Raw genomic sequence first — 22,955 nt, forward strand, 5'->3', positions numbered from 1 at the left:
TAATAGTCCGGAATAATATCCCGGCCCCGGAATCAGGCTCTAACGCAAAATTATCCTGTTACTCAGGACGGAAAAACCCGGCACATGTCCGTAAAGTCGGGCGTTGCCAGTGTTCCGGGAGGGCTTTCCTGCCTTCGGGTGCAGGATTCACACCCTTTGCATGGACAAACCTTATGATTACCTTGGAAAACGCTAGGAATATAGATATAATGAGAGGTGATTTCCATTTCAGAGATCAAGGCCGGTGCACTCATGGAAGAATTATCTAAGGAACAACTTGAAGCTATCAATCCAGATACCCCTCTGGCTCGTCTGCAGACTATCGCGCAAGATGCTCCCGAGCTGGGTCCCCTGCTGGCTTTGAACCCATCAACCTATCCCGACCTGTTGGATTGGTTAGGTGAACTGCAAGATACACAGATTAATGCGGCCTTAGCGAAACGCGCCAAACTGGTGCAGCGAGGCGAACTGGAAAACTATGTGACGGAGTACATGGCCTCAGCCAAGCCCGTCTCAAAACCGCCAGTCCACCCAGAGCCCCAAGTACCTCAACCGAGTAAACCGGCGACAGCCCCAGAACCCCAAGTACCTCAACCGAGTAAACCGGCGACAGCCCCGCAGCCCAATACTTCCCAGCCGAAGGAACCGCCAGCTTCTGAGGAACCTCAGCCCTCCGAAAAGCCAGCTGCGCCCGTCGTTAAAAACCCTCAGCCTACTGCTAATGAGCTGGAGTTATATCAGGACGGTTCAACTTCAGCCGCCACGGCCGCGACCGAAATGGCGGCGATAAACCGGGCACGAACCGCCACTCCTCGAGATTACCTGGCCAGCTACCCCGCAGCTCCGGCTCTCTCTACTACCGAAAAGATTGGTGCCCGGCTTCCCAGTTCTGCGGGAACCGCCAGACGCCGGTTCAACCGGTTTTGGCTGTGGATCATTTTCGGGTTATTGATTTGGCTGGTCGTGATTATGCTGGTTGTCTGGGGGCTCACCAGCCAAGCTGAAAAACCAGTTTCACTCAGTGCCAACGCGGCCGAACCCACCCCGAGTGTCAACGCCACTCCCCAAGAGCTGGTACAAACTAGCTTGCCGGAAGGTTACACCGGCCCCACCAAGATTATTGAGGTTCCGGGACCCCACCCCGGCCAGACCATAAAACAGGTTGTCCCTGATGACAGCGCGAGCGCCAGCGCCTCGCCTACGCCCACACCCACGAATCCGTTGGCTCCCCCCGCAAATGCCAAGAAACTCAACAGTTTTACCACTGCTGATGGCAATGTTCGCTGCATTTTCGGCAAGTCACAAGTACAGTGTTTCGCTAACTCCACGGATCCTTACTATTGTTCTGCGCAAGCCCCGAATTCGGGATACAGCGATGCGCTTTACGCCTCGCACAGCCGCAACCACGAGTATGCGTGTATCGAACCTATCGACACCGCCACGGAAGGGACTTTGGCTGCCAACGAAACGGTGACCAACGGGATTTTTGCCTGCCACGCCAGTAATTCCGGCAACCGCGTGGTGTGCTGGAACACCACCGCAGGCGACGGCATCGTGGTGGGCAGCGACTTGGCGGCACGCTTCGGAAAAGGCAAGTACATTCCTCCGCAGTGGGATAAGTAAGCAGCGTCTTGCTGATTGCCGTCCCTAGGTTTGTAGGCCGCGAAATATGCTTTACCCCCGGCGGAACCGGGGGTGACGTGCAGGTTTTAGCGGGGTTATTGTACTGCCCCGTGTCCGGCTGCGACCTGAGCCATATCTAAGTTCCGAACCTGGTGAAGCAGTTCGTCCAGCTGAGTGCCTTGGAGCAAACCGGCCTCACGGAACACCAGAACTGACTGGCGGAAAATCATCAGCGTCGGGATGGAGACAATGCCCGCCGCACTCACCAACGGTTTTTGTTCCTCGGTGTTGACGGTGCCAAAGAAAACGTCCTGGTTACGCAAGGAAGCCTGTTCAAAAACCGGAGTAAATAGGCGGCATGGACTGCACCACGGAGCCCAGAATTCGAGCACCACAATATCGTTCTCACTCATGGCCTGAGCCATGTTCTCTTGAGTGACAATATTTACTGCCATGAGTCGGTGCTCCTTCCTGCAATGAGTTTAGCACAGAGAGATAGGACTCTAAGTTTATTGTCTTCAAATATTTAACTTTATTCTAGAGGTCAGCGGCGACCAGTTCAGCCAGCTGCACCGCGTTGAGCGCCGCCCCTTTGCGTAGGTTATCGCCGCAGACCACCATGATTAAGCCCCGGTTATCCGCCACCGCCTGGTCTTGACGGATACGGCCTACCAAGGAGGGATCAATCCCGGCAGCATCGAGCGGGGTCGGCACGTCTTGCAGCACCACTCCAGGGGCGCCGTCTAATGCCTGTTTGGCCTGTTCAACAGTGATGGGGCGGGCGAACTCGGCGTGAATGGTGAGGGTGTGGGAGGTCAGCACCGGAACCCGCACACAAGTGCCAGACACCCGCAAGTCAGGTATGCCCAGGATACGACGTGATTCGTTGCGCAGCTTTTGTTCCTCATCGGTTTCCAGACTGCCGTCGTCTACGTATTTACCAGCCATAGGCACCACGTTAAAGCCGATGGGAGCCACGTAGGTTTCCGGGGACGGCCAGGCAATAGCTTTGCCGTCGAGAACGAGTTTGTCCAGGTTGGAGACGTCCCCCACGGCTTTTACCATGCGTTCCAGTTCGCGCACGCCTTTCAGTCCCGATCCGGACACCGCCTGATAGCTCGAAATTGTCAACCGGGTCAACCCCGCCAGGTTGTGCAGTACTTTCAAAGGCGGCATGGCCGCCATGGTGGTGCAGTTCGGGTTGGCGATAATGCCTTTCGGTCGGTTTTTCAAGTCTTGGGGGTTGACTTCACTGACAACTAAGGGGCATTCCGAGTCTTTGCGCCAGGCGCTGGAATTGTCAACCACGACAGCTCCTGCCTGAACAAATTTCGGAGCAAATTCGCGCGAGGCGGCGGCACCGGCACTAAAGATAGCGAGATCCACCCCGGAAAAGTCCGCTGTCGCGGTGTCCTCCACCACGACCTTCTGACCCCGAAAGTCAACCACAGTACCCGCCGATCGGGCTGAGGAAAAGAAACGAAAACGGGAGGCGGGGAAGTTTCGTTCCGTGAGTAAAGTCCGCATGACCCGACCCACCTGGCCGGTGGCGCCCACCACGGCTACGCAAAGATTATCCTGGCTCATCGTCCCGTACCTCCATAAACTACGGCTTCAACCTGTTCAGCATCGAGGTCGAACGCGCTGTGAACCACACGCACGGCTTCGTCCAGCTGATCCTCGCTGACCAGGACGCTCAAGCGGATTTCCGAAGTGGAAATCATGTCAATGTTGATTCCCGCCTTGGAAAGAGTTCCAAAAAGTTTTGCAGAAACACCCGGATTGGTTCGCATTCCGGCGCCCACGAGCGACAACTTTCCAACGTTGCCGGTGTGGACGACCTTTAGAAAACCTCCTTCCGCCTTCGCACCTTCTAGCGCCTTTACTGTGTCCGCAGCATCGGCGTGGGGCAGAGTGATTGTCAAGTCGGTAGCGCCTGGCTGCACCGTCGACACGTTTTGCACAATCATGTCGATGTTGGCGCCGGCTTGGGCAATAATCTCAAAAATGTGGGCGGCTCGACCCGGTTCGTCGGGCACTCCCACCAAAGTAATCTTGTCCTCGCTGCGGTCATGCGCGAGGCCGGAAATAATCGGTTCCTCCACGGGGGTCTCCTTCATGAGCTGGGCTTCAGGGTCAAATGTCAAAGCACTGTCGGGCACCAATCCCTTTAGCTCGGGATGAGCCGGGCCATCGGAAATCCAGGTGCCTAATTTGTCCGAAAAGGAAGAACGCACGTGGAGGGGCACGTGGTAGCGCCGCGCAAACTCGACAGCCCGAAGATGCAGGATTTTTGCGCCGTGGGCAGCCATTTCCAAGGTTTCTTCAAAAGTTGTGGACGAAATTTGTTTTGCCTTAGAGACGATACGTGGGTCTGCCGTGAACATACCGTCCACATCGGTATAGATTTCACACACATCAGCGTGAAGGGAAGCCGCTAACGCCACCGCGGTGGTGTCTGAACCGCCACGGCCCAGTGTAGTCACGTCTTTACGTTCGTTCACGCCCTGGAATCCCGCCACAATCGCGATGTTGCCATCATGAATAGAGCGGGCTACCCGTTCCGGAACAATCGAAACGATATGTGCCTTGCCATAGTGATTGTCGGTCAGTACCCCGGCTTGCTGGCCTGTATAGGATATGGCGGTTTCACCGAGTTCGTTCACGGCCATCGCCAACAGGGACATCGAAATCCGTTCCCCGGCAGACAGCAGCATATCCATTTCCCGCTGGGGGGCTTTCTGCGTGACGGAACCGGCCAAATCCAGCAGGTCGTCGGTGGTGTCTCCCATCGCGGAAACCACTACGACAACTTTGTGACCTGCTCGTTTGGTGGCAACAATACGCTTAGCGACACGCTTCATGGCCGCTGCGTCCGATACAGACGAGCCGCCGTACTTTTGCACAACCAGCGCCATGAAAACCTCCCTTAAGCCGACACGCGGCAGTGAGGGCCGCGGCACCTTTACTGCTGACGTCTTGATTATAGCTATTATGCCCGAAACTCGTGAATTCGCCGCCGGGAGGCGAATCGGGTTTTCCCGACAAGCGGTTTGGAGCGGGTGGTTTTGCGGCGGGAGATTGTGGGTGGGCAGTTTTTGGGCAGACAGTTTGAGCGAATCGAGGTTTCTATAGGCGGCGCCGGCCTTCCAGGGCGCGCCCCAGTGTCACTTCGTCAGCATATTCCAGGTCTCCTCCCACCGGCAGGCCGGAGGCCAGCCGCGAGACGGGGATTCCCATGGCAGAGAGCATTCGTGCCAGGTATGCCGCGGTCGCTTCGCCTTCCGTATTGGGGTCGGTGGCGATGATGACTTCCTTGATGGCGGAATCCTGCAGGCGCGTCATTAGCCCGGCAATCCGCAGCTGATCGGGGCCGACCCCGTTGATGGGATCCAAGGCGCCGCCCAGAACGTGATAAAGCCCGCGATACATCCGGGTGCGTTCCAGAGAAACAATGTCGGTGGCTTGTTCTACCACGCAGATGAGCGACTGATCCCGGCGGGAATCCTGGCAAATCGCGCATACCGGGTGTTCGGTGATATTGCCGCAAACCTCACAAAAGTGAACCTTTTCCTTAACGCTGGTCAGCGCCTCGGTGAGTCTCTTAATGTCGGCTTCATCCGCACTTAGCACCCAAAATGCGATGCGTTGGGCGGATTTTGGCCCCACTCCGGGCATTTTCCCCAGCGCATCGATGAGGTCTTGCAGAGCATCGGTGAAAATTTGGCTCATCACCGACCTGCCTTTGCCAATGGGGAACCGGGCGGGGTTTTCGGATCAATGATGGTTCCGCCCAACATGGCTTGCGCGGTCTGGATTCCCGCTTTCATTTCCCCCGAAACTTGCGGGTCAGGCTGTTTACGTGGTTCACCAGATTCTTTCGAGTCACGAGGTGTGGTCGCGGTTGCAGGTGTGGGTTGCTCCGCAGGGGCAGCAGACGCGGGCGCTTCTGGCTCAGCAACTGGCACACTTGGTTCAGCAGGTCGAGGCAGACGTTGAGCAGGGGATTCGGGCCAGTCCTGAGGTACCTCTGGTTCAAAATTGGCCGGGTCAGGCGGCTGGGGGAAACCCTCCGACGAGTCGAGCGGCTCCGGCTCAGCATCGGACGGCTCCGGTGTGGGGGCGGGCTCAGCAGCGGGCGCCCCGAAACCAGCCACCACTCCGCACACTTCCACATTGAGGCCGGTAAATCCCTGAATGACCCCGGCTAGGGCGGAAGTGTGGCGTTCCCCGAAGGCCCGCACCAATCCGGGGTTCGGGAAAGCGATTTCCACCGTCGAGCCGCGCATTCCTTGCAGTTGGCCGTGGGATTCCAACAGGTTCCCGGTCGCGGCGTGATTTTGTTTCACACGAGCCATGATTTTGCCCCAGTTGGCGCGGATTTTTTCATAGTCTCTATCTGTGCCAGTGCCGGACTGGGTCGGTTGCGCGTCCTGGGTGGGAGCGGGAGCAGAAGTCGCGGTGGGAGCGGGAGGCGTGGCGGGAGCGAGTTGGTCTGCCGGGGTATCGCGTCGAGCAGGCTTTTGCCCGGACTGAGTGCTTGGGCCTGGATTATCTGGCTGATCCGTACCGCCGGTGTTACCACCGGGAATGTCCCACGGGGTGGGCTTAAACTCCCATTTTTCCTCACGGGGCGCCATAGTTGGCTCGGGCTGTGAAACGGTGTCCTTTCCGCGCTGTGGAGGGGAAACCGGCGCTGATTGAGACGCAGATGCGCCTGACCTCGCGGCAGAACCAGCCGAGCCCGCAACGGCGCTGGTGAGAACCCCTTGTGAAGGAGTCTCAGCGGGCGCGGGTGTCACCAGGGGAACAGGACCACTACTGTCCCGAGCACCCGACCCGGTAGCTTTCGTCGCCGCCGGTGGGGGCGACGCCAGACCCTCCGTGGAGGTAGCCAACAGCAGTTTCGCCACCAACAGCTCCAAGGCCAGACGCGGGGAAGTCGCCCCGACCATCTCGGTTAACCCCTCGTCAACAAGTTCGGCACAGCGCGTGAGGGTGCGCGGACTGAGAGCCGCCACTTGGGGACGCATCGCCGCCAGTTCGGCCTCGGGCAAATCCCCCAACACGGCTCCGGCTCCCGCCCCAGCGAGCTTCATCACCACCAGGTCACGCAAATATTGCAGCAGGTCCTCAACAAAACGCCGCGGTTCATGCCCGGTTTGAATCATCCGGTCCACCACCGTGTAGGCCTCGGCACCGGAGCCGGACACCAAAGCGTCCACCATCCCGCTCAATAGCGCGGAATCGGTGTAGCCCAGCAGGGACACGGCCCGGTCATAGTGCAACTTCGGCTCGGCCTCGCCAGCAATGAGCTGATCGAGGATGGACAAAGAATCGCGCACCGAACCGCCTCCGGCCCGCACCACCAGCCCCAGCACCCCGTCCTCGGCCGTGACGCCCTCGGAACGGCACAAATCCGCCATATAGTCGCGCAATACCTCCGGGGCAACCAACCGGAACGGATAGTGATGGGTGCGGGAGCGAATCGTGGAAATGACCTTTTCGGGGTTCGTGGTAGCGAAAATGAACTTAATATGTTCCGGAGGCTCCTCTACCAGCTTTAACAGGGCGTTGAAACCTTCCTTAGACACGTTGTGTGCCTCATCAATGATGAAAATCTTAAACCGATCCCGAGCCGGGGCATAGGCCGCCCGATCGCGCAGTTCCCGGGTGTCGTCCACCCCGCCGTGAGAGGCTGCGTCAATTTCGATGACGTCCAGGGAACCCGGCCCGCCCGTCGCCAAATCCCGACAGGAATCACAAGTCCCACACGGGGTAGCGGTCGGCCCTTGGGCACAGTTCAGGCAGCGCGCCAAAATCCGAGCGCTGGTCGTCTTGCCGCAGCCCCGCGGCCCCGAAAACAGGTAAGCGTGGTTGACCCGCCCGTTCGCCAAAGCCGCCTGCAGCGCCTTAGTTACGTGTTCTTGACCGATTACGTCTTCGAAAGTGTCGGGACGGTAGCGGCGATACAGGGCAGTCATCATGTCTCTACTCTACCCGAGCCCCGGTGGTGAAATTTTTTCAGTTCCGCACAGTTATTTCGGCCGAATCAAACCCAGCGCCAACCCCGCCCCCGCGATGCTGGCCAATAGCGCCCCCCAGAGGAAATCCAAAGGAGTAAAACCGCCGGATTGAATCGCCAATATCAGAATGTAGGCCTGTAAAACAGCCCACGGAATAATCGTGGTAAATACCGCCACCACCACGAAAGGCCGCTCGGAATCCGGGTTCATCCGTGCCCGCAACAGATACAACGCAAACGCGCACACCACCAGGCAGCGCAACAAATCCAAGGCTCCGTAAGCCACGGAATATCCACCCCACCCGGTCATCAACATTTCCGCCATGGCCGGGGATTTCATCACCAGGTAGGTTTGTGCACCCAGGGTGACCGCCCCCAGGAACAGCCCAATCAGGGCGTTGCGGGTGGGAAATTCGTTCGATACGGCGGTTTCTTCATAACTAATTTCCACGGTATGACCTCACCTTTTACCCTCTGAGACAGATTCGACTGTACCAACCCTCGTCGCTTTCGCAGCTCCGCTAAGCGCCACTTTGCCTTTTTCAGATTCAGGTTCTCCCGCAGGCTTTGCCGCAAAAATCGCCCCCGGTTTCAATCCGAGTTCCCCAAAAGTTCCGGGTTGTGCCTCCAGTACGGAACTGGCTCGAAATCGCGGTCTACCAATGCGCCCGGGCGGATAGGTCACGATTTCTAAAATCCGGTTGTGTCGATCCATGTAAGCCACGTCAATCGTGAAACGCATGGCTATTGTGTGAATTCCATTGCATTTCGTTATCCACACAATCCCGGGAGTGCTGGCAGAGTACAGCAGCCCCTGGTTTCTATCGCGACGATTCTTGGTTACATAGACAGGCACGAAGCGTTCGGATTCCACCATAAAATCCGGTTTTTCGAGGTCGGCCCAAATGGGTCCCGGTCGGTTCACCATTTTGTTTCCTCGCTATCGTCTCTCCAAGTTACGCTGTCGGAGATTCTGTGGAAGAGCCGCTGGGTTGTTTGGTGTGACCAGACTGGTTCTTCTGGGGTGCGGGCTTGTTAGAACCCTGAGGAGAGTCGGACGCCTCACCAGCCTGTTTCACCGGGACGTCGTTAATCCGGTAGCCGTACTTGACATGGTTGTATTCCTTGGAGGCGTCGATGGTGATGGTTTTGGTGTTAACCGGCGGGTACAGAACCGGAACAGTCCACTTTTCACCTGGTTTCAACAGCGGAATGGCGCCTAGGCTTCCGCCCGTCACCACCCCGTGTATATTTTTCCCGTTAACACCGATACGCGGATATTCCAACGGCACGGTACGCGCCGAACCTAGCAAAATATCAGGCCCGTAGAAGACAGAGCTGATATTGGTAGTCGTCTCTTCCGGACGGTGAAAACCGCCTAGGTTCAACTGCATGGAACCCACCTGGTCAACAGCTTCCACCGTAAAAGTCACCAGGGTGTAGTTCGGGTAGGCTACGGCCTGGGAGGTCGAGATTTGCACATACTGGGGCTTACTGGCATCACTGCGGCTGGCGTTGTAAAGCACTGCCTTGGGCCAATCAGATTCCTGGGCATACGGGGCGGGCATTTCCGCGCTGGTCGCCTGCAGTTCGAGGATTTCCTTTTTAACCGGGGTGTTAATGGAAACCTGCACCCGTCGGTTCTTTGCCCGCGAAACGTCATCAGTGTTCGGCACGGCCGGTTGCGTCTCGCCCTTGCCGGAAGCACTAAAGGTGAACCCGGACAACTCCGATTTCCCTTCCAGCACGGCCTTCACCGCGTTCGCTCGGTTCTCACTCAAGGCCTGGTTCCCAATAGTCGGCTCAGGCACGTTATCGGTGTGACCCACGATAGTTACCTCACCCGGCTCGTGAGTCGCTAGTGTTTTCGCCAAGTCACCCAAGGTCGCCTGGGCTTCGGGCTTAATGTCCCATTTGCCGGAATCAAAGAACACATCGGCCGCCAAAGTCACATCCAGGCTCTTTGAACTCGAAGCCACGTCCATGCCCGGAACTATGGTGAAAGCCGAGTACTCCCCGTGGTTATCTTTTGCTGCCTTGTCGGGCAAGCTACCCAGAGCTTTTTGCAACGACTTGGGGGCTTTTGCCGCGTCCTGGACCGGAACATCGTAGGCGAAACCGATGAGGCCCAAATCTACTCCGATCGTGCCCGGATCATCGCCAATGTCCCCGAAAGGTACCAGGACGCTTTCGGAAATCGGGTCCCCCTCCTTGCCGCTGAAACTGCTGTTCTTGGTGTCGGTCCCATCCTGTTTGACGTAGGGAACGTGTTCTTGATCGTCACGCCAGGGTTCAAAAACCTCGGTGTCCGTCAACAGATACATCCCCGAATATTCCTTTTGCGCGGGGTAATCCGGGGTGGTGAGAGCAGTACCGACACTGCCTCTCACCATGGTAGAGTTCACGTCATCGATGCCCACCGTAAGTGCCAGCGCCGAATTGCCGTTATCCAGCCGATACAGCGGGCCTACCTGGGCCCACATAGAACCGGCCTCAAAGTCGGCTTTCAGGTCGATGGCGCCTGGTAGGCTCTGCGGCGCCTCTTTACTGGCCGAAGAGTCAGTCTTGGCTGGTTTTGGGGTATCTTTCCCGGTGTGTACACATCCCGTCAACGCCAGCGCCGCCACGAAGGTCGCCGCCACCAGCATCCTCAAACCACGTTTCACCATAAATCGTCAGCTTTCCGTAGTAGTCACACTCAATTTGCAGATTAACAAGCTAAGGTAAAACCCCAGTTTTATCCCTGTTAAATTCAGGTAAAAATATCCCCGCCGATTGCCTCCAGAAACCCGGTTTTCCGCTGGGTTTGCACTCCGTCCCCGGCAGTTAGACAAAAAGTCCCAGAAGCCAGACCGTCCAAGCCCCGACAATCATGTAGGGACCGTAGGCAATCATGGTGTCACGTTTGGCACGGCGGGTGACCAGCAATGCGATTGCCACGATTCCAGCGAGTATCCATCCCAGAATTACCCCATAGAATAACGCCGTCCAACTTTGCGATGCCAACATCATCCCCAACGGAAACGCCAACTTCACATCCCCCAGACCGAGCCCGGTCTTGAGCAAGGTGAGGAGGAACATGACCGCGGAAAAGGCCAGAGCCCCCAGTAAAGCACGAATCCCCACGGCCACGCCGGAGCCGGGCACCGGGGATAACTGGGGGACGAGGTCCGCGGCGATAATGCCGGCAATCAGCGCAGCCAGCTCTGTGACAGTCACAAAACCCAAAATCTGATTAGGCAACAGATGCTTTTGCGCATCCGTAACAATCAAGGTGGGGGTTACCACAGCGAACACCAAAGCAACCAGCACAGTGGGACCCGCCGCACTGAAAAAACGTAGGGCAACGTGAGAGGCAAGGCCGGAAACTATGGCAGTGGAAACAGCCAGAAAAACCGGCGAAGAAGGTCTGGCAGACTCATGAAAATAGTTGGGGAGTTTTTTGCGAAAGAATAACGCGACCGCGCCCCCCAAGATTGCCCCCAGGGGCGGGACAATCCATGACGATAAATCCAGGGTCATTGATTAACAAGTCTGGTGTGAATCGTTGTCTCTGGAGGGAACCCGGGGGGCGGGGGAGCTTTCGGATCCAAACCCGGGGGCATACTCATCCAGCACACACCCGACCAAAACAAACCGATTTGGCCACCACGCAGGCAAACCCCCCTGTCCTTAACCTTCAACACCGCATACGACTCAGCCCGCATTTTGACAGTGTCAGACTTTTCAATCGTGTCAAAGTTACGAACCTTCGCATAAGTCTTTGCCGGAGCCATAGTCAGATAAGACAACAACTCATTGTTATTAGCAGCTGCAAAAGCATCTGCCGAGGCCGCAGAACCAACAGCAAAAGACGTCGCCGGATGTCCAGCGAAAGCCCAGAACGTCGCATTGGTGGGAGAAGCCAAATTCGCCTGATAAGAAACGTTAATCGTATCCGCCCAATGACGCGCACCACCCAGAGCCGCCGCATCCGCCGCAGTCGAGGAATTACGCTGGTCAGTAGTAGCCGACCCCAACATCAGGAAGACGATTGAGAAAGCCGCCAACGCCCCCAGAATAGCCACCGTCCCCAACAAGGAGACCGCTCCATCCTCGCTTTTCAGTCGTTTCAACATCCAATTCATGGACTTTCCTATCTAAAGAATCTTGATAGATTCAGCGACTTTATCGAGATTTGCCTGGTTCTGTTTTTCAAACATGGCAGCAATGGAAACTACCGTATTGTCGTCAATCTTTATAAACCAGGCACGGCTCGCTAGGTTTTGATCACTAATCGTGAAGTCCAGGGTGCGCACGTCATGTCCCTGCATTTTGATGTTTTCCACTCGACCTGGCTGTAGGTTGTACTCGAACCCGGTCGCTTGGGAAACGAACGTACCTTCTGCCTGTGGAATTTCAGTTACGGTAGCGTCCTGATTACCGACCACATAGTTATACAGGTTTTTTGAAGCGTGGATATTGCTCCAGTTAAAGAATTCGCCATCCGTATTGTCATAATCCTTTGGATAGGCAAACTCAACTTTGCCAGCAACTGTGTCAGTCACCCAGCCGTCGGGTACTTTCGGCGCTGCCTCGCCGCCTCCGGCGCAACCAGTTAGAGAAACTGCACAGACCGCAAACATGGCCCAAATCGCTTTGTGTTTCATTACAACCCTTTCTATCAACACGAACAAAACACCACTACATATACTACGGTTTAGGATTATAAGTTTCTACATGCCTCTTTCCCGCCGAATCCGGCGCTGAAAGGTACTGAGTGGCGAGAGTTTTACGGTTATCAGTGGACCACTCGTTGTTGCTGTGTACCAGGATTAAGTCCACGCCGGCTTCACCTGAATTTTTATCTGTAGCGAAAGTCTGAGTGGTGGACACCCCATGCTGATATAGGGCTTTTGCGACCGGGTTATCCGCCCCCGGATCTGATTCATACATGCCCCCGTTGGCGATAATTTGAGCCGCGTGCACCGGGTTGGAGCTAAGGGTATCGCTGTTGATTTGCGCCTTCACTTTGGCACGTAACGCTGGATCTTTGATGTCTTTGAGTTTCAACGTTGTGGTGGTCATCGCGGCAGAAGAGACGAAGTCGTGCTTACCACTCAGATTCGGGCCAAACTTAGACCTGCTGGGATCCTTTGCCCCTACCGGTTTCGACTTAACAGTGCCGGCAGTCATTGAGACACCAGCATTGGCATTCATGTCTCTAGTAGTGATGAGTTTGATGCCGATGGGTTCTCCCTTTGCGTCACGTTCGGTGACGATTTGGAAAGCTCCTTTATATCCAGCACCGGCATAAAGAGAGGGAGACTTAATGTCAAAAGTATTTTCGGTACCATTTTCCGTGCCCCACTTTTCCTTGGATTTTTTGCCCAGAGACGCCGCAGCCTTGGCGTCAAAAGTACCGCTCACGGTGTGTTTCTTGTTGCCAGTGACCGAGTCCTCAGCCCATTGCGCGTTTCCACTCAGGGAAATGGCTGCGCTGGCATCAATCGAGGTAGCTGCGGAATTATCCCCTATTTTATTTCCAAACTTTGCTTTGCCGCTGGCAGATGCGTCAACCTGCCAAAACTTCCAGTCCTCAGCGACGGTGAGCTGATTACCATTCTTGTCGGTGAGATGTTCTAATCCTCTGGCTTCGTGGGTGCGTTGCGCTTCATCAGCGAATTTCTTAAGCGCTTCAATACAGCCGGTTTGACCGGCTTGGCAGCGGTAAACCTGCGTTTCGCCCTTGGATCCGCCCAGTTCAGCATTCGCACTAAGTTCCGCCGTTACACCATAATTCTTAGTGTCTAGATCTTTCCCGACAGAACCGTTCAACGAGAGCCCATCACTATTTTCAACTACCAGTTCGTAACTACCATCGAAGTATCGTTTCAGTTGCATCTTTTGTTTTCCCTGGTAGTCACCCCCCACATTAAAAATTTCTATAGGCACGGAGCCGCCGATTTTGTTTACCGAATTCATAGAATTTTCAGCAGCCAGGACTTTGTCTGGAATTGCGGAATTAGCCGAAACGCTGGCGGAGCATCCAGCATTGCCTCCGCTGATTGCGCCGGAAATTTTGCACACCAAGGTGTCGCCCCACCCTTGTGCAGCCCCGATGATGACCGCGATTAGGATGCCCGCGGCCGCAATCATGCCCGCGTATTCCAAACTGGCCTGACCGCGTTCAGAACTTTTCAGATACCTCAACCATTTGATCAACACGTTCCCACCCCATCGAAAAAATTTTTACCAACAAAAGTTGTGCCCCGCGCCCAGTGATACGGGCACGGGGCACAACCGCAACACAGGCTCTATTAGCCGCCAATCTTGGCAATAGCAGCGCTAATCTTGGCAACGAGTTCACTGCCCCAGCCGGATGCCGCAGCCACAATCGCGGCGATGATGATACCGGCCACAGCAATCATGCCGGCGTATTCGATAGAGTTCTGGCCTTCTTCGGTTTCGGTCAGCTTGGTCAACTTAACCTGAGCCGCAATCAAAGCGTTATCAATCTTGGATTGAATAGACATTTTGTTTCTCCTTTTGGTACTAGCGAGTCAACGGTCGTCAACTTCGTTTGCACTTTTATTCTGGCTACGAACCCGCCCCACCTTCTTGGGGCATTCGCCCCTAAAGCGCCCCAACTTCCAAACACGCCAAGTCCACAGAAAAAGCCCGGTCACGCCACACTATGGCGGCTTGATTACGATCATTGACCCCGATTTTTTTGTACGAGGCGTTCAAGTAGTTCTTTACCGTGCGTTCGGAAAGGAACAGTTCCTTAGCGATTTCTTTGTTGGACATTCCTTGGACCACAAAATCCAAAATCTCGGCTTCCCGTTGGCTGACTTCATCGCGGATATCGAAGTGTTCGCTCGCCGCTGCTTTTAGCCCGCGTCCAGCAGTTTTGCTCATCACCATGCCCCCGTTCAGGCAGGTTTTAATGACCCCCCCGATTTCTTCAGGAGTGATATCGCCCAGCACGAGGTAACCTGAGGCTCCCCCGCGCATGGCAGCTTGGATAATGGCGGGTTCTTCGGAATGGGTCACCATGATGATGGGCACTTCGGTGTCATTTTGTTCTAAAACCCCAAGCCCTGACAGTTTCGGCATCCGCACATCCAACAGTGCCAAATCCAGATTCTCACCGCGCAAAATTTCGAGAGCTTGTTCACCGTCTCCAGCTTCCAAAATCTCTATCTGCGGGCAGTATTGACGCAAAATCGAGATAATGCCAAACCGCATAATGGGGGCATCATCAGCTACTAGTACTTTCATGAAATCCTCCTCAATTACTCGTCAAGTGGAATTGCCAAAGTGATTTTTGTGCCGCCCCCACTGTGAGACATGATGTTGACCGACCCTCCCAAGGCGCGGACTCGTTCTTGCATCCCCACCAGACCGAAGTGACCACGCAAGGCGAGGTTGGCTAGCTTGTCGGTGGGCAGCCCGATACCGTTGTCGATAATGGTCAGGAACAAGGAGTCCTGGTTCTTAACGACTTCGACTCTGACTTCGGTCGCGTGGGAGTGTCTGCGCACGTTCTCCAGCAGTTCCTGCAGAACTTTCACGACCGCCCACTGGGCATCAGGGTTGATGGGAGGGAGTTTCAGCGGAATCGCGGTTTCCACGGAGATGGCGTTATCAGCCCGAAACTGCTCGACAGCCAGAACCAAAGTTTCCCGAAAATCCTGCTGCGAGAGGGTGCGCAGACCGGTGAGCACCTCCCTGGCTTCCCGTGAGGACTGCCGGCAGGCATCGCGAATTGCCTCCATTTGCGGCAAAGCCGCCGAGTTTTCGGCACGTAAAGTTTGCAGGGTCGCCGCCGCAATCATCTCGGTGCCGTGAACGGTTTTGGCCAAAGAGTCATGCAGTTCACGAGACATTTCCAGACGTTCAGATTGGATTAGGTTGACTTCACGTTCATGGGCGGAGCGTTCCATGGCGGCCGACAGGGTCGCGAAGTTGTGGCGAATCACCATCCCCAGCACTTGCCCGAACAATATCAGGGCATACTGCACCAGGACTTCTAGGGACACGGTCGCCCCCAACTGGTTAGTGACCAGGAAAATCACTACGATGAACGCCGGTCCCATGAGAAAAGGCAGCAAACCATCTGAGATCAACATATACAAACTGGCGGACACTGCGGCGTAAATGACCAGGTAGGCGCTCCAACCATCGTTGCCTTGGATAATGCTCAAACCCATCAGGGTCAAAATCGCGTCGCAAACCTGCCAACGGCGCAAAGACTGAACCATCAGCCGATTGCGTCGGCTGCGCCACAACAGCACAAAATTTAGCCCGGCCAAAGCCAGGAAAGCCGCCCACACCTGTAGCGGTTTCGGCTCCGGGTTCGCCACCAGACAAATCCCTAGCAGCACCACTCGCACATCCAATGCAATCAAGATGGGACCGCGCAGCATCAGATTGCGCAGCTGCTCCTGCAGGTTGCCGTTGGTGCTAACCCAAGAAGGCATTGAAAGCACCGCTTTGCAAAATCGGCAGGAACAGGGAGGCAAACATCAGCACGACCGCACCAGGAACCACCAGGACGGTAGCAATTAATGAAACTTTTGCGGTAGCCCGCCCGGCTTGACGCCGTACCTGCGCCGCATGATCACGACGGACCTCTACCGCGATGGATGTCAAGGCATCCGACAGCTGTACACCCAGTTCCTCAGCTTGCAGGATTGCGGTCACGAAGGAATCCATCGAGTCGGAAGGAACCCGCTCCCGCATGGAACTGAAGGCTTGCCGCCGCGGGATTCCCACCCCCATTTCATAGAGAACGGTGGAGAGTTCTTCGGCCAGCGGCCCGTCATAGAACTGAGTGACGGTCTGGATGGATTTACGGAAAGACATCCCTGAAGACACCGTTACCCCCAGCACATCTAGGAAATCCGGCAAACTGGATTCAACTTCGGCACGCCGGTCCTTTGCCGAGAGCAAAATCCAAATCCACATCCACTCCGCCAAACCAATCCCAAAAATGGCCGCCATCAAAACGTTACCTTGGATCAAGAAAGGCACGGCGACCAGCACAGCGACCACGATGAAACCGGAGTGGCGCTGAATAAACAGCGAGGGAGTCAAGCCTTCAGGATGCCCGGCCGCATCGAGAGTACGAATCAACAGGCGACGGCGCGACGGAGGATACAGGAACCCCAACCCCCCTTGTGCGACTTTCCCAATCCGGTCGATGACCGCTTCAAAAGCACGAAACGCTTTCTTTTGAGCGGTAGGAGCGGCCTCCACCGACTGATCGACCTTGGTGACGGTGATGATACGCAAAGACCATGCGGCCAGCAAGAACAGCATCGAGGCCAGGACTGGGGCGAGGATGGGAAAGAATGTGAGCATCAAACTTTCACCTTCGCTAACTTGGACATCAACCAGATTCCGGCGGCAATCATGGTTCCTCCGACCGCCGCCGCGATACGTCCCGTATCCGTATGCAGCAACTCATCAATGGAAGAACCGGAGGCCGAGGCGATGGCGATGGGTGCCAGGATACCGATAGCAGCGACCATGTAGCCGGAGAATCTGGCTCCGGAAGTCGCGGTCAGGGCTTCTCGCGCCAGCTCTTTGCGGTCCTCCAATGTGGCAGCAATATCGGTCAGGGCGGAAACCAGCTTGCCCCCGACTCTCGATTGAATCACCACGGTTTGAATCAGAACCGACACCTCCCGAGAGGGGTTGCGGTCGCGCAGTTCCGTCAAGGCTTGCTGCAGGGTCACGCCCATTTCTAAAGAATGCACGGCTTGGGCAAACTCCTCGGAAGCCGGCTTGGACATTTCGGTGGAAACCATCTGCATCCCCCGCTGAATGGACAACCCCGAAGACGTCGCATTCGCGAGGATCCGTGCCACCTGCGGAAGCTGGCCGATGAGGCGAGCCAGGCGTTTCTCGTGCTGATTGGACAGCCATGACTTGAATCCGAAAGGAATCAGGAACAGAACCACCGCCCCGGCCACCATTCCGGCCAGACGAAACGCCAGGTAAGATGCCAGTAATGTGACTGCCATCAAGGCGAGGACGACACTGAGCGCCGAAAGGCTGATGTTGGTGGCGCGAAGGTAAACCCCCAGTCGCGTTCCCGGGCGAGACGCCGCAAAACCTTTTTCCAGTCGAGTCCACAGGCCGTTGCGGGTTCCCCCTTTGTCGGCATTCAGCAGGTCGGTGAGTTCCGCGTTGCGCAGACGGTAGTTGCGCCAGTAGGTCAGTGTTAGTGTCAAGAGGATGCAAAAACACAGCGCGACCAGCTCAACTAGCGAAGAACTCGACATCACTTTTTCCTCCGCAAGAACTCGGTGGGGACGCTGAGGCCCTTGACACGGATGGCCTCCACGTAGCTTTCCGGGAGCGGGAAATATTCAAAGTGACCCGGTTCATCACCCACCGGATCTGCGTCATAGACGTATTTGGCGATGGTCGAAACCTGATAGTTTTCCCGGTGTTTTGACAACAGAGCGGAAATCTCGGCGACGTGACGGTAGCCCTCTACCGAGCGCGTCAACTGCACGATGATGTTCAGAGCCGTATTAATTTGGTCACGCAGGGTGTCAACCGGCAACTCCAGCTCGCTCATCGAGGCCAAAGTTTCCAGACGCACCAACGCATCCTCCGCACTGTTGGCGTGGACGGTGGTCAGGGAGCCTTCGTGGCCCGTGTTCATCGCCTGGAGCATATCCATCGCCTCGGCACCACGAACCTCACCTACGACAATTCGGTCGGGGCGCATCCGCAGGGCGTTTTTCACCAGGTCACGAATGGTGACCTCACCTTCCCCCTCGATGTTGGCGGGGCGGGACTCCAGCCGCACCACGTGGGCCTGCTGGAGGGATAGTTCCGCATCGTCCTCAATGGTGATGATGCGTTCAGTTTCGGGGATAGCCCCGGACAAGGCGTTGAGGAAGGTGGTTTTTCCCGTGCCGGTACCGCCGGACACCAGCACGGACAGGCGGGCCTCAACCAGTACCTTCAACAGTTCCATGATGGGCTTATTGATGGATTTTTTCGTCACTAAGTCCGGCAGTCGGAAGGGCCGGGGGAAACGCCGGATAGTCACCGTAGGTCCGTCCAAAGCCAGGGGGGGAATGATGATGTTGACACGTTCCCCACCTTCCAACCGGGCGTCGACCATCGGGGAAGATTCGTCGATACGACGGTTTACCGAAGACACAATCCGGTCGATGACCTGGTATAACTGGTCTTCGTTGCGGAACACAGAAGGGGCACGTTCCAGACGTCCCCGGCGTTCAACAAACACGTCGTTGATTCCGTTGACCATGATTTCGGTAATGCTTCCATCAGCCAGCAGGGGCTCCAATACCCCCAAACCCACCGCTTCATCGATTATGCGCCGAATCAGGCTGGCACGTTCCCGACTGGAAATAACCGGCCCTTCAGCCGTTATCAAACGCAGCAGGACTTTCTCAAGGCGGGCTCGACGCTTGGAGTTATCCAGCTTAAAAATCGTCTCCAAATCGATTTCTTCCAGCAGTCGCTGGCGAAAATGCTCCGCGAGCTGAGCGTCACGATCGAGACGCTTCTCATCACTGAAAACACGAGTTGTCAGGGGCATAGTTACCGGGGTTCTTTCGGGAAAATAGCTCGCTGGGTGATTTGGGTGTGGGCAAAAGTCAGGCTCGGCAACCCCACCGGCACCGAAGTCGTGACTTCCGCGCAGGTACCCAGACATCCCGGCACGGAACCCCCGGTAGATAGGTTCACGATACGCAACCAATCCGGTGTGGATTCTTGGGCTGCCATGCTGGCGGACTGGCCGAGCATCTGCGCCCGGGCAGCATCACGAGCGGCCTGTTGCGTGGCACCCACTGCGGAACCGATGTAGAGGCCTTCCGCCAACAGTGCCGTAAAGAAAATCACCACAATCGAAATGCCCACCAGCTCTACCGAGTTGGAGCCTCGTTCGTTTTTCATCCACTGCATCAGGGCTTTCATTGCGTTTCCTCCCCTACAACCTGGGCCGTGTAGCTCACGTCATCCAACAAGTTCGCGGCCGGGCCCGGGGTCCGCAGAAACACCGTCACCGTGTCCGAACCCCACGAGGCTCGCGGAGCAGCGTCCCAAAAGCTCGGCACCCACTGGTCAATCTTTGCGTTGACCTGGGCCACGCTGGCGCCGCGGGCATGCAACCGGGCGCCTTCTTCGGCGGCGGTATAAGCAATGTAGTGGGAAACTCCCCAGAGCAACATTTGTGCACACACCACCAGCAGTCCCAACAGGACCACGATGGCCATCGTGCCTTCCACGGTCGCTTGACCGCTTTCTTTCACGAGTTTTCTTTCCACAATCTCCCCCTTAATCATTGTTTTTTCTCTTTTTCTTTCGTGCCAAATTTCTTTAAAGCCCGCCTCCCGTGGCTTTTATTCGCCCCATCTTCCTTGACTTCCTGAGGATTCTTCGCGAGCTTCGTTTGCTTGCGTCGTTCCCTCCGGGAGCTCAGCTCGGTGAGAATTCGTTGGGATTCCCACATTCCGCGATAGATAGAGTCCCATCCGCTGGTTTTGGCTTCCAACAGGTTCGAGGTGTTGAGGTAAGTCTCAATGTTGCCCGACTCGTTGGTGACAGAAACCGTATTCAGGCCGGTCATTTTGCTGCCCAGTTCGGGCTGGATTTCCGTCTTCTTAGTAGCCCGGTTGAACAGCAGCCGGGGAGCCGCCGACCCCAAACTCAACTCCAGACGCTCAAAATCGTTGAGTGTATTGCGCACATTCCGCACCGCCGCCAGCTCCGGGCTGGTCACGAGGGTGACTTCATCAGCGGTTTCGATAGCTACCGCGACCAAATCCCACAACCGCGAGCCGCAATCCACCACCACCAGGTCATAGTTGAAACGCAGCGCAGAGAGAATCAGCTGCAAGTCACGTTCGTCAATGTTTTCGACTTGTTCGACATCCTTGGGAGCGGCAATCAGGTCAATGCCACATTCCAGTTTGTGCACCACTTCGGCAATGCTCCGTCCGGACAATTCTTCCGAAATTTCCGCCAAATCAACGATGCTGCGCCGGGGCAGAGCCGCGCAGTAGGCCGCCAAATCGCCCTTGTACAGGTCCAAATCCACCAGGCAAGTGCGCACGTGGGCGGCCCAAAACCGAGCGAACAACGTGGCGTGCAAACTGGTTCCCACCCCGCCTTTGGCTCCAAAGAACACTTCCAAATGTCCTGCAGTCTCGGTTTTCATTTCGGTGGGTTCCAGGCGCCGATTGAGGGTGTTGAGCCGACTGATGACCCGCTCCAGTTTGGCTACGTATTCTTCCAGGCTGGGGTTGGCCGAGACGACTTCCGACAACCCCGCGGTCATTGCATCGTTTACCGTGATGGATTCTTGGTCGTCCGTAATCAACACCACCGGGGAAAGCGCGTCCTCGTGGTGGACTTCCTTTACGCCTTCAATCCAGGTAAAGCCTTCCAATCGGGTGGAAACAAGTACGACCTTTACGCTGGAGTCGCGTTTACGTAACCGGCGATAGTCGCCCAGAGTCGTGCTGTAGCTCACCTCTTCAAACAATCCGGTTTCCACCAAAGTGGCCTGAATCTGGGTAATTTCCTCTAAATTTGAGCTGATAATGTGAGCGTCGCTCATTTTCCTTCTCCTGACTGCGCTGGACCAGGTCCCCCAGACGGTTTTGCAGCAGCGTTAGGGAACTGTAGCGGATTGGATTGGCCTTGGTCGCCGCGGCCGCGCAACGCTAACCGGACTTCTTCACCGAAACTTTCCGCATAAGCCAGAGCCAAAGACTGGTCCACGGGAAGAGCGAACGTCACCGGGACTTTATCGTTTTTCGCGAAGCCTTGCTCGTCTTCTTTCTTTACCGTGGTGGGTACTCCCACCTCAACTACCAGCGCGTTTTCGACCCAAACTTTGGATTGGCGATTCACCCCGTTCTGTTCTTGGGTGGTGGCGATGATGTCCACCCGGTCTCCGGAGCGAATCTTGCCGGCCACACCGGTTTCCGCATCCACCATCATGGCGATTTCGCGGTAATCCGGTTCTACCGTGGGGGCTTTGATCACCATGCCCTCCTGCAGGGTGGTTCCTTTCGCGTAGTCTCCGGAGGCAACCATGCCCTGTACTTGGCTTTTACTCAGCAGGGTACTGGCAGAAATCCATTTCTTCGGGCGTTTTTCGATTTTCACATCCCCCGGGGTGATGGGCGCCAGTTCTTTGATGTCTTTCGCCAGCACCACCACGTCCACTTCCGGCCCCACTCGGGAATCAATTTCTTTGACATACAGAAAGATGGACACGAAAAGCGCGATGGCCGCCACAATGGTGGCCAACAGCAGGATGACACCGCGTCTTTGTCTGGAATTCATAAAGCCTCCAAGCTTTGCTTCGTCTCATCGGGTTCAGGGCTGGATTCACCGGCAAATCCGCAGTTTGCACAGATGTTGCCCACCACGTATTGTTCGCAACGCTGGCATTGTCGGGGTTTGATGTTGTTTTTGAGGGCCTTGCGGATGGCGTCAACCGATTCGTTGGTCCAGCTCGCCTCCACCCAGTGTTTGCCTTGGCGTTGACCCCAGGCGGAATCCTTCGGTACGGCTTGTAAGGTGAAGTGGGTGTGTGCGGGGAACATTTCTAAGGGAACGTTATCTTCCGGGTTCCAGGTTCGCGCTTCTATGCTGATTCCGTCGGGGTGGGCGCTCCACTTGGCGGCAGTGATTTTTTCCACACTCCCCGCATTCACGTCTGCCTCGAAAACGCTGCTTTTCGCGAGGGATTGCAGCATCTGCGACAGTGAGGGTCGAGGCTGGTTCAGGGAAAAAACCGAACTCAGGAGGAAACGAGTCTCGATAAATGGGTCAATTACGTCAACTATTGCTTGCCCTAAAACGTGAAAACGCGGCTCCACAAGTGAGTTAATCAGGTACATGGTCAGGGCGCGGCGCGTGGTGGGGCCGGTGAGGACCACAATCTCAAAAGGAACCTGCAGGACGGTGCGCACCCAGGCGGCTTGCCGGGCAGCTTTGACATCAGGAACAAAAACGCTGCAAGGTTGCGGGTCTTGCGATAAGACTTCGAGGTTGTCGAACAGTTCCACCAGGCTATCAGTGTGTCGCACCCCCAGGGAAGGATTTTCGTTCCCCCAAGTCTCCAACACCTGCAGCATCGTCTCGACCTCACCCTTACCGAACTTCGTCACCGTTTCCGGCACACCTGCAACAGGGCAAAACGTAGCAAGCCTTCGAAAATTTTTTGACAGCTACAGGTTAAAGAAAAGTAAGCAATATCAGACGAACCTTAAAACACGAGGTCAAATAGCTATTTGCGAGGAGGATTTGTTTCAAA

24 protein-coding genes are annotated in these 22,955 nt (G+C 55.9%); 1 reads left to right on the top strand and 23 read right to left on the bottom strand.

From position 1 onward, the window contains the following. Window positions 1–216 precede the first annotated feature (216 nt). The gene (locus RDL66_RS00105; protein ID WP_308534476.1) at window positions 217–1,623 is read left to right on the top strand and encodes a hypothetical protein; all 1,407 of its coding nucleotides are present in this window, start codon (window positions 217–219) and stop codon (window positions 1,621–1,623) included. 95 nt (window positions 1,624–1,718) lie between these two features. On the opposite strand, the gene RDL66_RS00110 is transcribed toward RDL66_RS00105, so the two are convergent. From RDL66_RS00110 to RDL66_RS00220, 23 genes are all read right to left on the bottom strand, one after another. Beyond that, on the bottom strand, window positions 1,719–2,078 hold the full coding sequence (locus RDL66_RS00110) for a thioredoxin domain-containing protein (RefSeq protein ID WP_308534477.1): 360 nt from the start codon (window positions 2,076–2,078) through the stop codon (window positions 1,719–1,721). An 82-nt stretch (window positions 2,079–2,160) separates the two neighbouring features. Continuing rightward, window positions 2,161–3,210, bottom strand: a complete 1,050-nt coding sequence (locus RDL66_RS00115) for an aspartate-semialdehyde dehydrogenase (RefSeq protein ID WP_308534478.1) — start codon at window positions 3,208–3,210, stop codon at window positions 2,161–2,163. After that, window positions 3,207–4,541, bottom strand: coding sequence for an aspartate kinase (locus tag RDL66_RS00120; protein ID WP_308534479.1), 1,335 nt, complete (start codon window positions 4,539–4,541; stop codon window positions 3,207–3,209). Before RDL66_RS00120 ends, RDL66_RS00115 begins: the two co-directional genes overlap by 4 nt. 211 nt (window positions 4,542–4,752) lie before the next feature. Continuing rightward, window positions 4,753–5,355: a recombination mediator RecR gene (gene recR, locus RDL66_RS00125; RefSeq protein ID WP_308534480.1), complete on the bottom strand. Its 603-nt coding sequence runs from the start codon at window positions 5,353–5,355 to the stop codon at window positions 4,753–4,755. Beyond that, the gene (locus RDL66_RS00130) at window positions 5,355–7,610 is read right to left on the bottom strand and encodes a DNA polymerase III subunit gamma and tau (RefSeq protein WP_308534481.1); all 2,256 of its coding nucleotides are present in this window, start codon (window positions 7,608–7,610) and stop codon (window positions 5,355–5,357) included. The genes recR and RDL66_RS00130 overlap by 1 nt, the downstream gene beginning before the upstream one ends. A gap of 51 nt (window positions 7,611–7,661) precedes the next feature. Beyond that, window positions 7,662–8,099 (bottom strand): hypothetical protein, encoded by a 438-nt coding sequence (locus RDL66_RS00135; protein ID WP_308534482.1) that lies wholly within the window; start codon window positions 8,097–8,099, stop codon window positions 7,662–7,664. A 9-nt stretch (window positions 8,100–8,108) separates the two neighbouring features. Then, entirely contained in the window at window positions 8,109–8,576 is a 468-nt protein-coding gene (locus RDL66_RS00140; RefSeq protein ID WP_308534483.1) for a DUF192 domain-containing protein, read from the bottom strand. Window positions 8,577–8,604: 28 nt separating this feature from the next. Further along, a complete protein-coding gene (locus RDL66_RS00145; RefSeq protein WP_308534484.1) occupies window positions 8,605–10,317 on the bottom strand; it encodes an OmpA family protein in 1,713 nt (570 codons plus the stop codon). A 157-nt stretch (window positions 10,318–10,474) separates the two neighbouring features. Next, a complete protein-coding gene (locus RDL66_RS00150; protein ID WP_308534485.1) occupies window positions 10,475–11,170 on the bottom strand; it encodes a prepilin peptidase in 696 nt (231 codons plus the stop codon). Next, a complete protein-coding gene (locus RDL66_RS00155; protein ID WP_308534486.1) occupies window positions 11,167–11,775 on the bottom strand; it encodes a hypothetical protein in 609 nt (202 codons plus the stop codon). Before RDL66_RS00155 ends, RDL66_RS00150 begins: the two co-directional genes overlap by 4 nt. Window positions 11,776–11,787: 12 nt before the next feature. Then, entirely contained in the window at window positions 11,788–12,297 is a 510-nt protein-coding gene (locus RDL66_RS00160; protein ID WP_299294965.1) for a hypothetical protein, read from the bottom strand. Between the two features lie 43 nt (window positions 12,298–12,340). Next, window positions 12,341–13,855, bottom strand: coding sequence for a hypothetical protein (locus tag RDL66_RS00165; protein WP_308534487.1), 1,515 nt, complete (start codon window positions 13,853–13,855; stop codon window positions 12,341–12,343). A 92-nt stretch (window positions 13,856–13,947) separates the two neighbouring features. Next, window positions 13,948–14,163, bottom strand: a complete 216-nt coding sequence (locus RDL66_RS00170) for a hypothetical protein (protein WP_282922410.1) — start codon at window positions 14,161–14,163, stop codon at window positions 13,948–13,950. Window positions 14,164–14,263: 100 nt separating this feature from the next. After that, window positions 14,264–14,911, bottom strand: a complete 648-nt coding sequence (locus tag RDL66_RS00175; protein WP_308534488.1) for a response regulator transcription factor — start codon at window positions 14,909–14,911, stop codon at window positions 14,264–14,266. 14 nt (window positions 14,912–14,925) lie between these two features. Continuing rightward, window positions 14,926–16,113 carry a sensor histidine kinase gene (locus RDL66_RS00180; RefSeq protein ID WP_308534489.1) on the bottom strand — a complete coding sequence of 396 codons (1,188 nt, stop codon included), beginning with the start codon at window positions 16,111–16,113 and terminating at the stop codon, window positions 14,926–14,928. After that, window positions 16,097–16,996, bottom strand: coding sequence for a type II secretion system F family protein (locus RDL66_RS00185; RefSeq protein WP_308534490.1), 900 nt, complete (start codon window positions 16,994–16,996; stop codon window positions 16,097–16,099). Before RDL66_RS00185 ends, RDL66_RS00180 begins: the two co-directional genes overlap by 17 nt. After that, window positions 16,996–17,922: a type II secretion system F family protein gene (locus RDL66_RS00190; protein WP_299294953.1), complete on the bottom strand. Its 927-nt coding sequence runs from the start codon at window positions 17,920–17,922 to the stop codon at window positions 16,996–16,998. The genes RDL66_RS00185 and RDL66_RS00190 overlap by 1 nt, the downstream gene beginning before the upstream one ends. After that, on the bottom strand, window positions 17,922–19,220 hold the full coding sequence (locus RDL66_RS00195; RefSeq protein WP_308534491.1) for a CpaF family protein: 1,299 nt from the start codon (window positions 19,218–19,220) through the stop codon (window positions 17,922–17,924). Before RDL66_RS00195 ends, RDL66_RS00190 begins: the two co-directional genes overlap by 1 nt. Window positions 19,221–19,222: 2 nt before the next feature. Next, the gene (locus RDL66_RS00200) at window positions 19,223–19,600 is read right to left on the bottom strand and encodes a pilus assembly protein (RefSeq protein WP_299294949.1); all 378 of its coding nucleotides are present in this window, start codon (window positions 19,598–19,600) and stop codon (window positions 19,223–19,225) included. Then, complete coding sequence (locus tag RDL66_RS00205) at window positions 19,597–19,950, bottom strand: hypothetical protein (protein WP_308534492.1); 354 nt, start codon at window positions 19,948–19,950, stop codon at window positions 19,597–19,599. Before RDL66_RS00205 ends, RDL66_RS00200 begins: the two co-directional genes overlap by 4 nt. Before the next feature lie 14 nt (window positions 19,951–19,964). Further along, window positions 19,965–21,245: an AAA family ATPase gene (locus RDL66_RS00210; RefSeq protein ID WP_308534493.1), complete on the bottom strand. Its 1,281-nt coding sequence runs from the start codon at window positions 21,243–21,245 to the stop codon at window positions 19,965–19,967. Then, on the bottom strand, window positions 21,242–21,979 hold the full coding sequence (gene cpaB / locus RDL66_RS00215; protein ID WP_308534494.1) for a Flp pilus assembly protein CpaB: 738 nt from the start codon (window positions 21,977–21,979) through the stop codon (window positions 21,242–21,244). Before cpaB ends, RDL66_RS00210 begins: the two co-directional genes overlap by 4 nt. Beyond that, window positions 21,976–22,809 (bottom strand): hypothetical protein, encoded by an 834-nt coding sequence (locus RDL66_RS00220; protein WP_308534495.1) that lies wholly within the window; start codon window positions 22,807–22,809, stop codon window positions 21,976–21,978. The genes cpaB and RDL66_RS00220 overlap by 4 nt, the downstream gene beginning before the upstream one ends. Window positions 22,810–22,955: the final 146 nt, after the last annotated feature.

Origin of the sequence: uncultured Mobiluncus sp., from assembly GCF_902488535.1 — a bacterium.
Classification (GTDB): domain Bacteria; phylum Actinomycetota; class Actinomycetes; order Actinomycetales; family Actinomycetaceae; genus Mobiluncus.

Coding starts and splice junctions, on each gene's coding strand:
- RDL66_RS00110 (WP_308534477.1), bottom strand. CDS start 2,078: ATGGCAGTAAATATTGTCACTCAAGAGAACATGGCTCAGGCCATGAGT.
- RDL66_RS00115 (WP_308534478.1), bottom strand. CDS start 3,210: ATGAGCCAGGATAATCTTTGCGTAGCCGTGGTGGGCGCCACCGGCCAG.
- RDL66_RS00120 (WP_308534479.1), bottom strand. CDS start 4,541: ATGGCGCTGGTTGTGCAAAAGTACGGCGGCTCGTCTGTATCGGACGCA.
- recR (WP_308534480.1), bottom strand. CDS start 5,355: ATGAGCCAAATTTTCACCGATGCTCTGCAAGACCTCATCGATGCGCTG.
- RDL66_RS00130 (WP_308534481.1), bottom strand. CDS start 7,610: ATGATGACTGCCCTGTATCGCCGCTACCGTCCCGACACTTTCGAAGAC.
- RDL66_RS00140 (WP_308534483.1), bottom strand. CDS start 8,576: ATGGTGAACCGACCGGGACCCATTTGGGCCGACCTCGAAAAACCGGAT.
- RDL66_RS00145 (WP_308534484.1), bottom strand. CDS start 10,317: ATGGTGAAACGTGGTTTGAGGATGCTGGTGGCGGCGACCTTCGTGGCG.
- RDL66_RS00150 (WP_308534485.1), bottom strand. CDS start 11,170: ATGACCCTGGATTTATCGTCATGGATTGTCCCGCCCCTGGGGGCAATC.
- RDL66_RS00155 (WP_308534486.1), bottom strand. CDS start 11,775: ATGAATTGGATGTTGAAACGACTGAAAAGCGAGGATGGAGCGGTCTCC.
- RDL66_RS00160 (WP_299294965.1), bottom strand. CDS start 12,297: ATGAAACACAAAGCGATTTGGGCCATGTTTGCGGTCTGTGCAGTTTCT.
- RDL66_RS00170 (WP_282922410.1), bottom strand. CDS start 14,163: ATGTCTATTCAATCCAAGATTGATAACGCTTTGATTGCGGCTCAGGTT.
- RDL66_RS00175 (WP_308534488.1), bottom strand. CDS start 14,911: ATGAAAGTACTAGTAGCTGATGATGCCCCCATTATGCGGTTTGGCATT.
- RDL66_RS00180 (WP_308534489.1), bottom strand. CDS start 16,113: ATGCCTTCTTGGGTTAGCACCAACGGCAACCTGCAGGAGCAGCTGCGC.
- RDL66_RS00185 (WP_308534490.1), bottom strand. CDS start 16,996: ATGCTCACATTCTTTCCCATCCTCGCCCCAGTCCTGGCCTCGATGCTG.
- RDL66_RS00190 (WP_299294953.1), bottom strand. CDS start 17,922: ATGTCGAGTTCTTCGCTAGTTGAGCTGGTCGCGCTGTGTTTTTGCATC.
- RDL66_RS00195 (WP_308534491.1), bottom strand. CDS start 19,220: ATGCCCCTGACAACTCGTGTTTTCAGTGATGAGAAGCGTCTCGATCGT.
- RDL66_RS00200 (WP_299294949.1), bottom strand. CDS start 19,600: ATGAAAGCCCTGATGCAGTGGATGAAAAACGAACGAGGCTCCAACTCG.
- RDL66_RS00210 (WP_308534493.1), bottom strand. CDS start 21,245: ATGAGCGACGCTCACATTATCAGCTCAAATTTAGAGGAAATTACCCAG.
- cpaB (WP_308534494.1), bottom strand. CDS start 21,979: ATGAATTCCAGACAAAGACGCGGTGTCATCCTGCTGTTGGCCACCATT.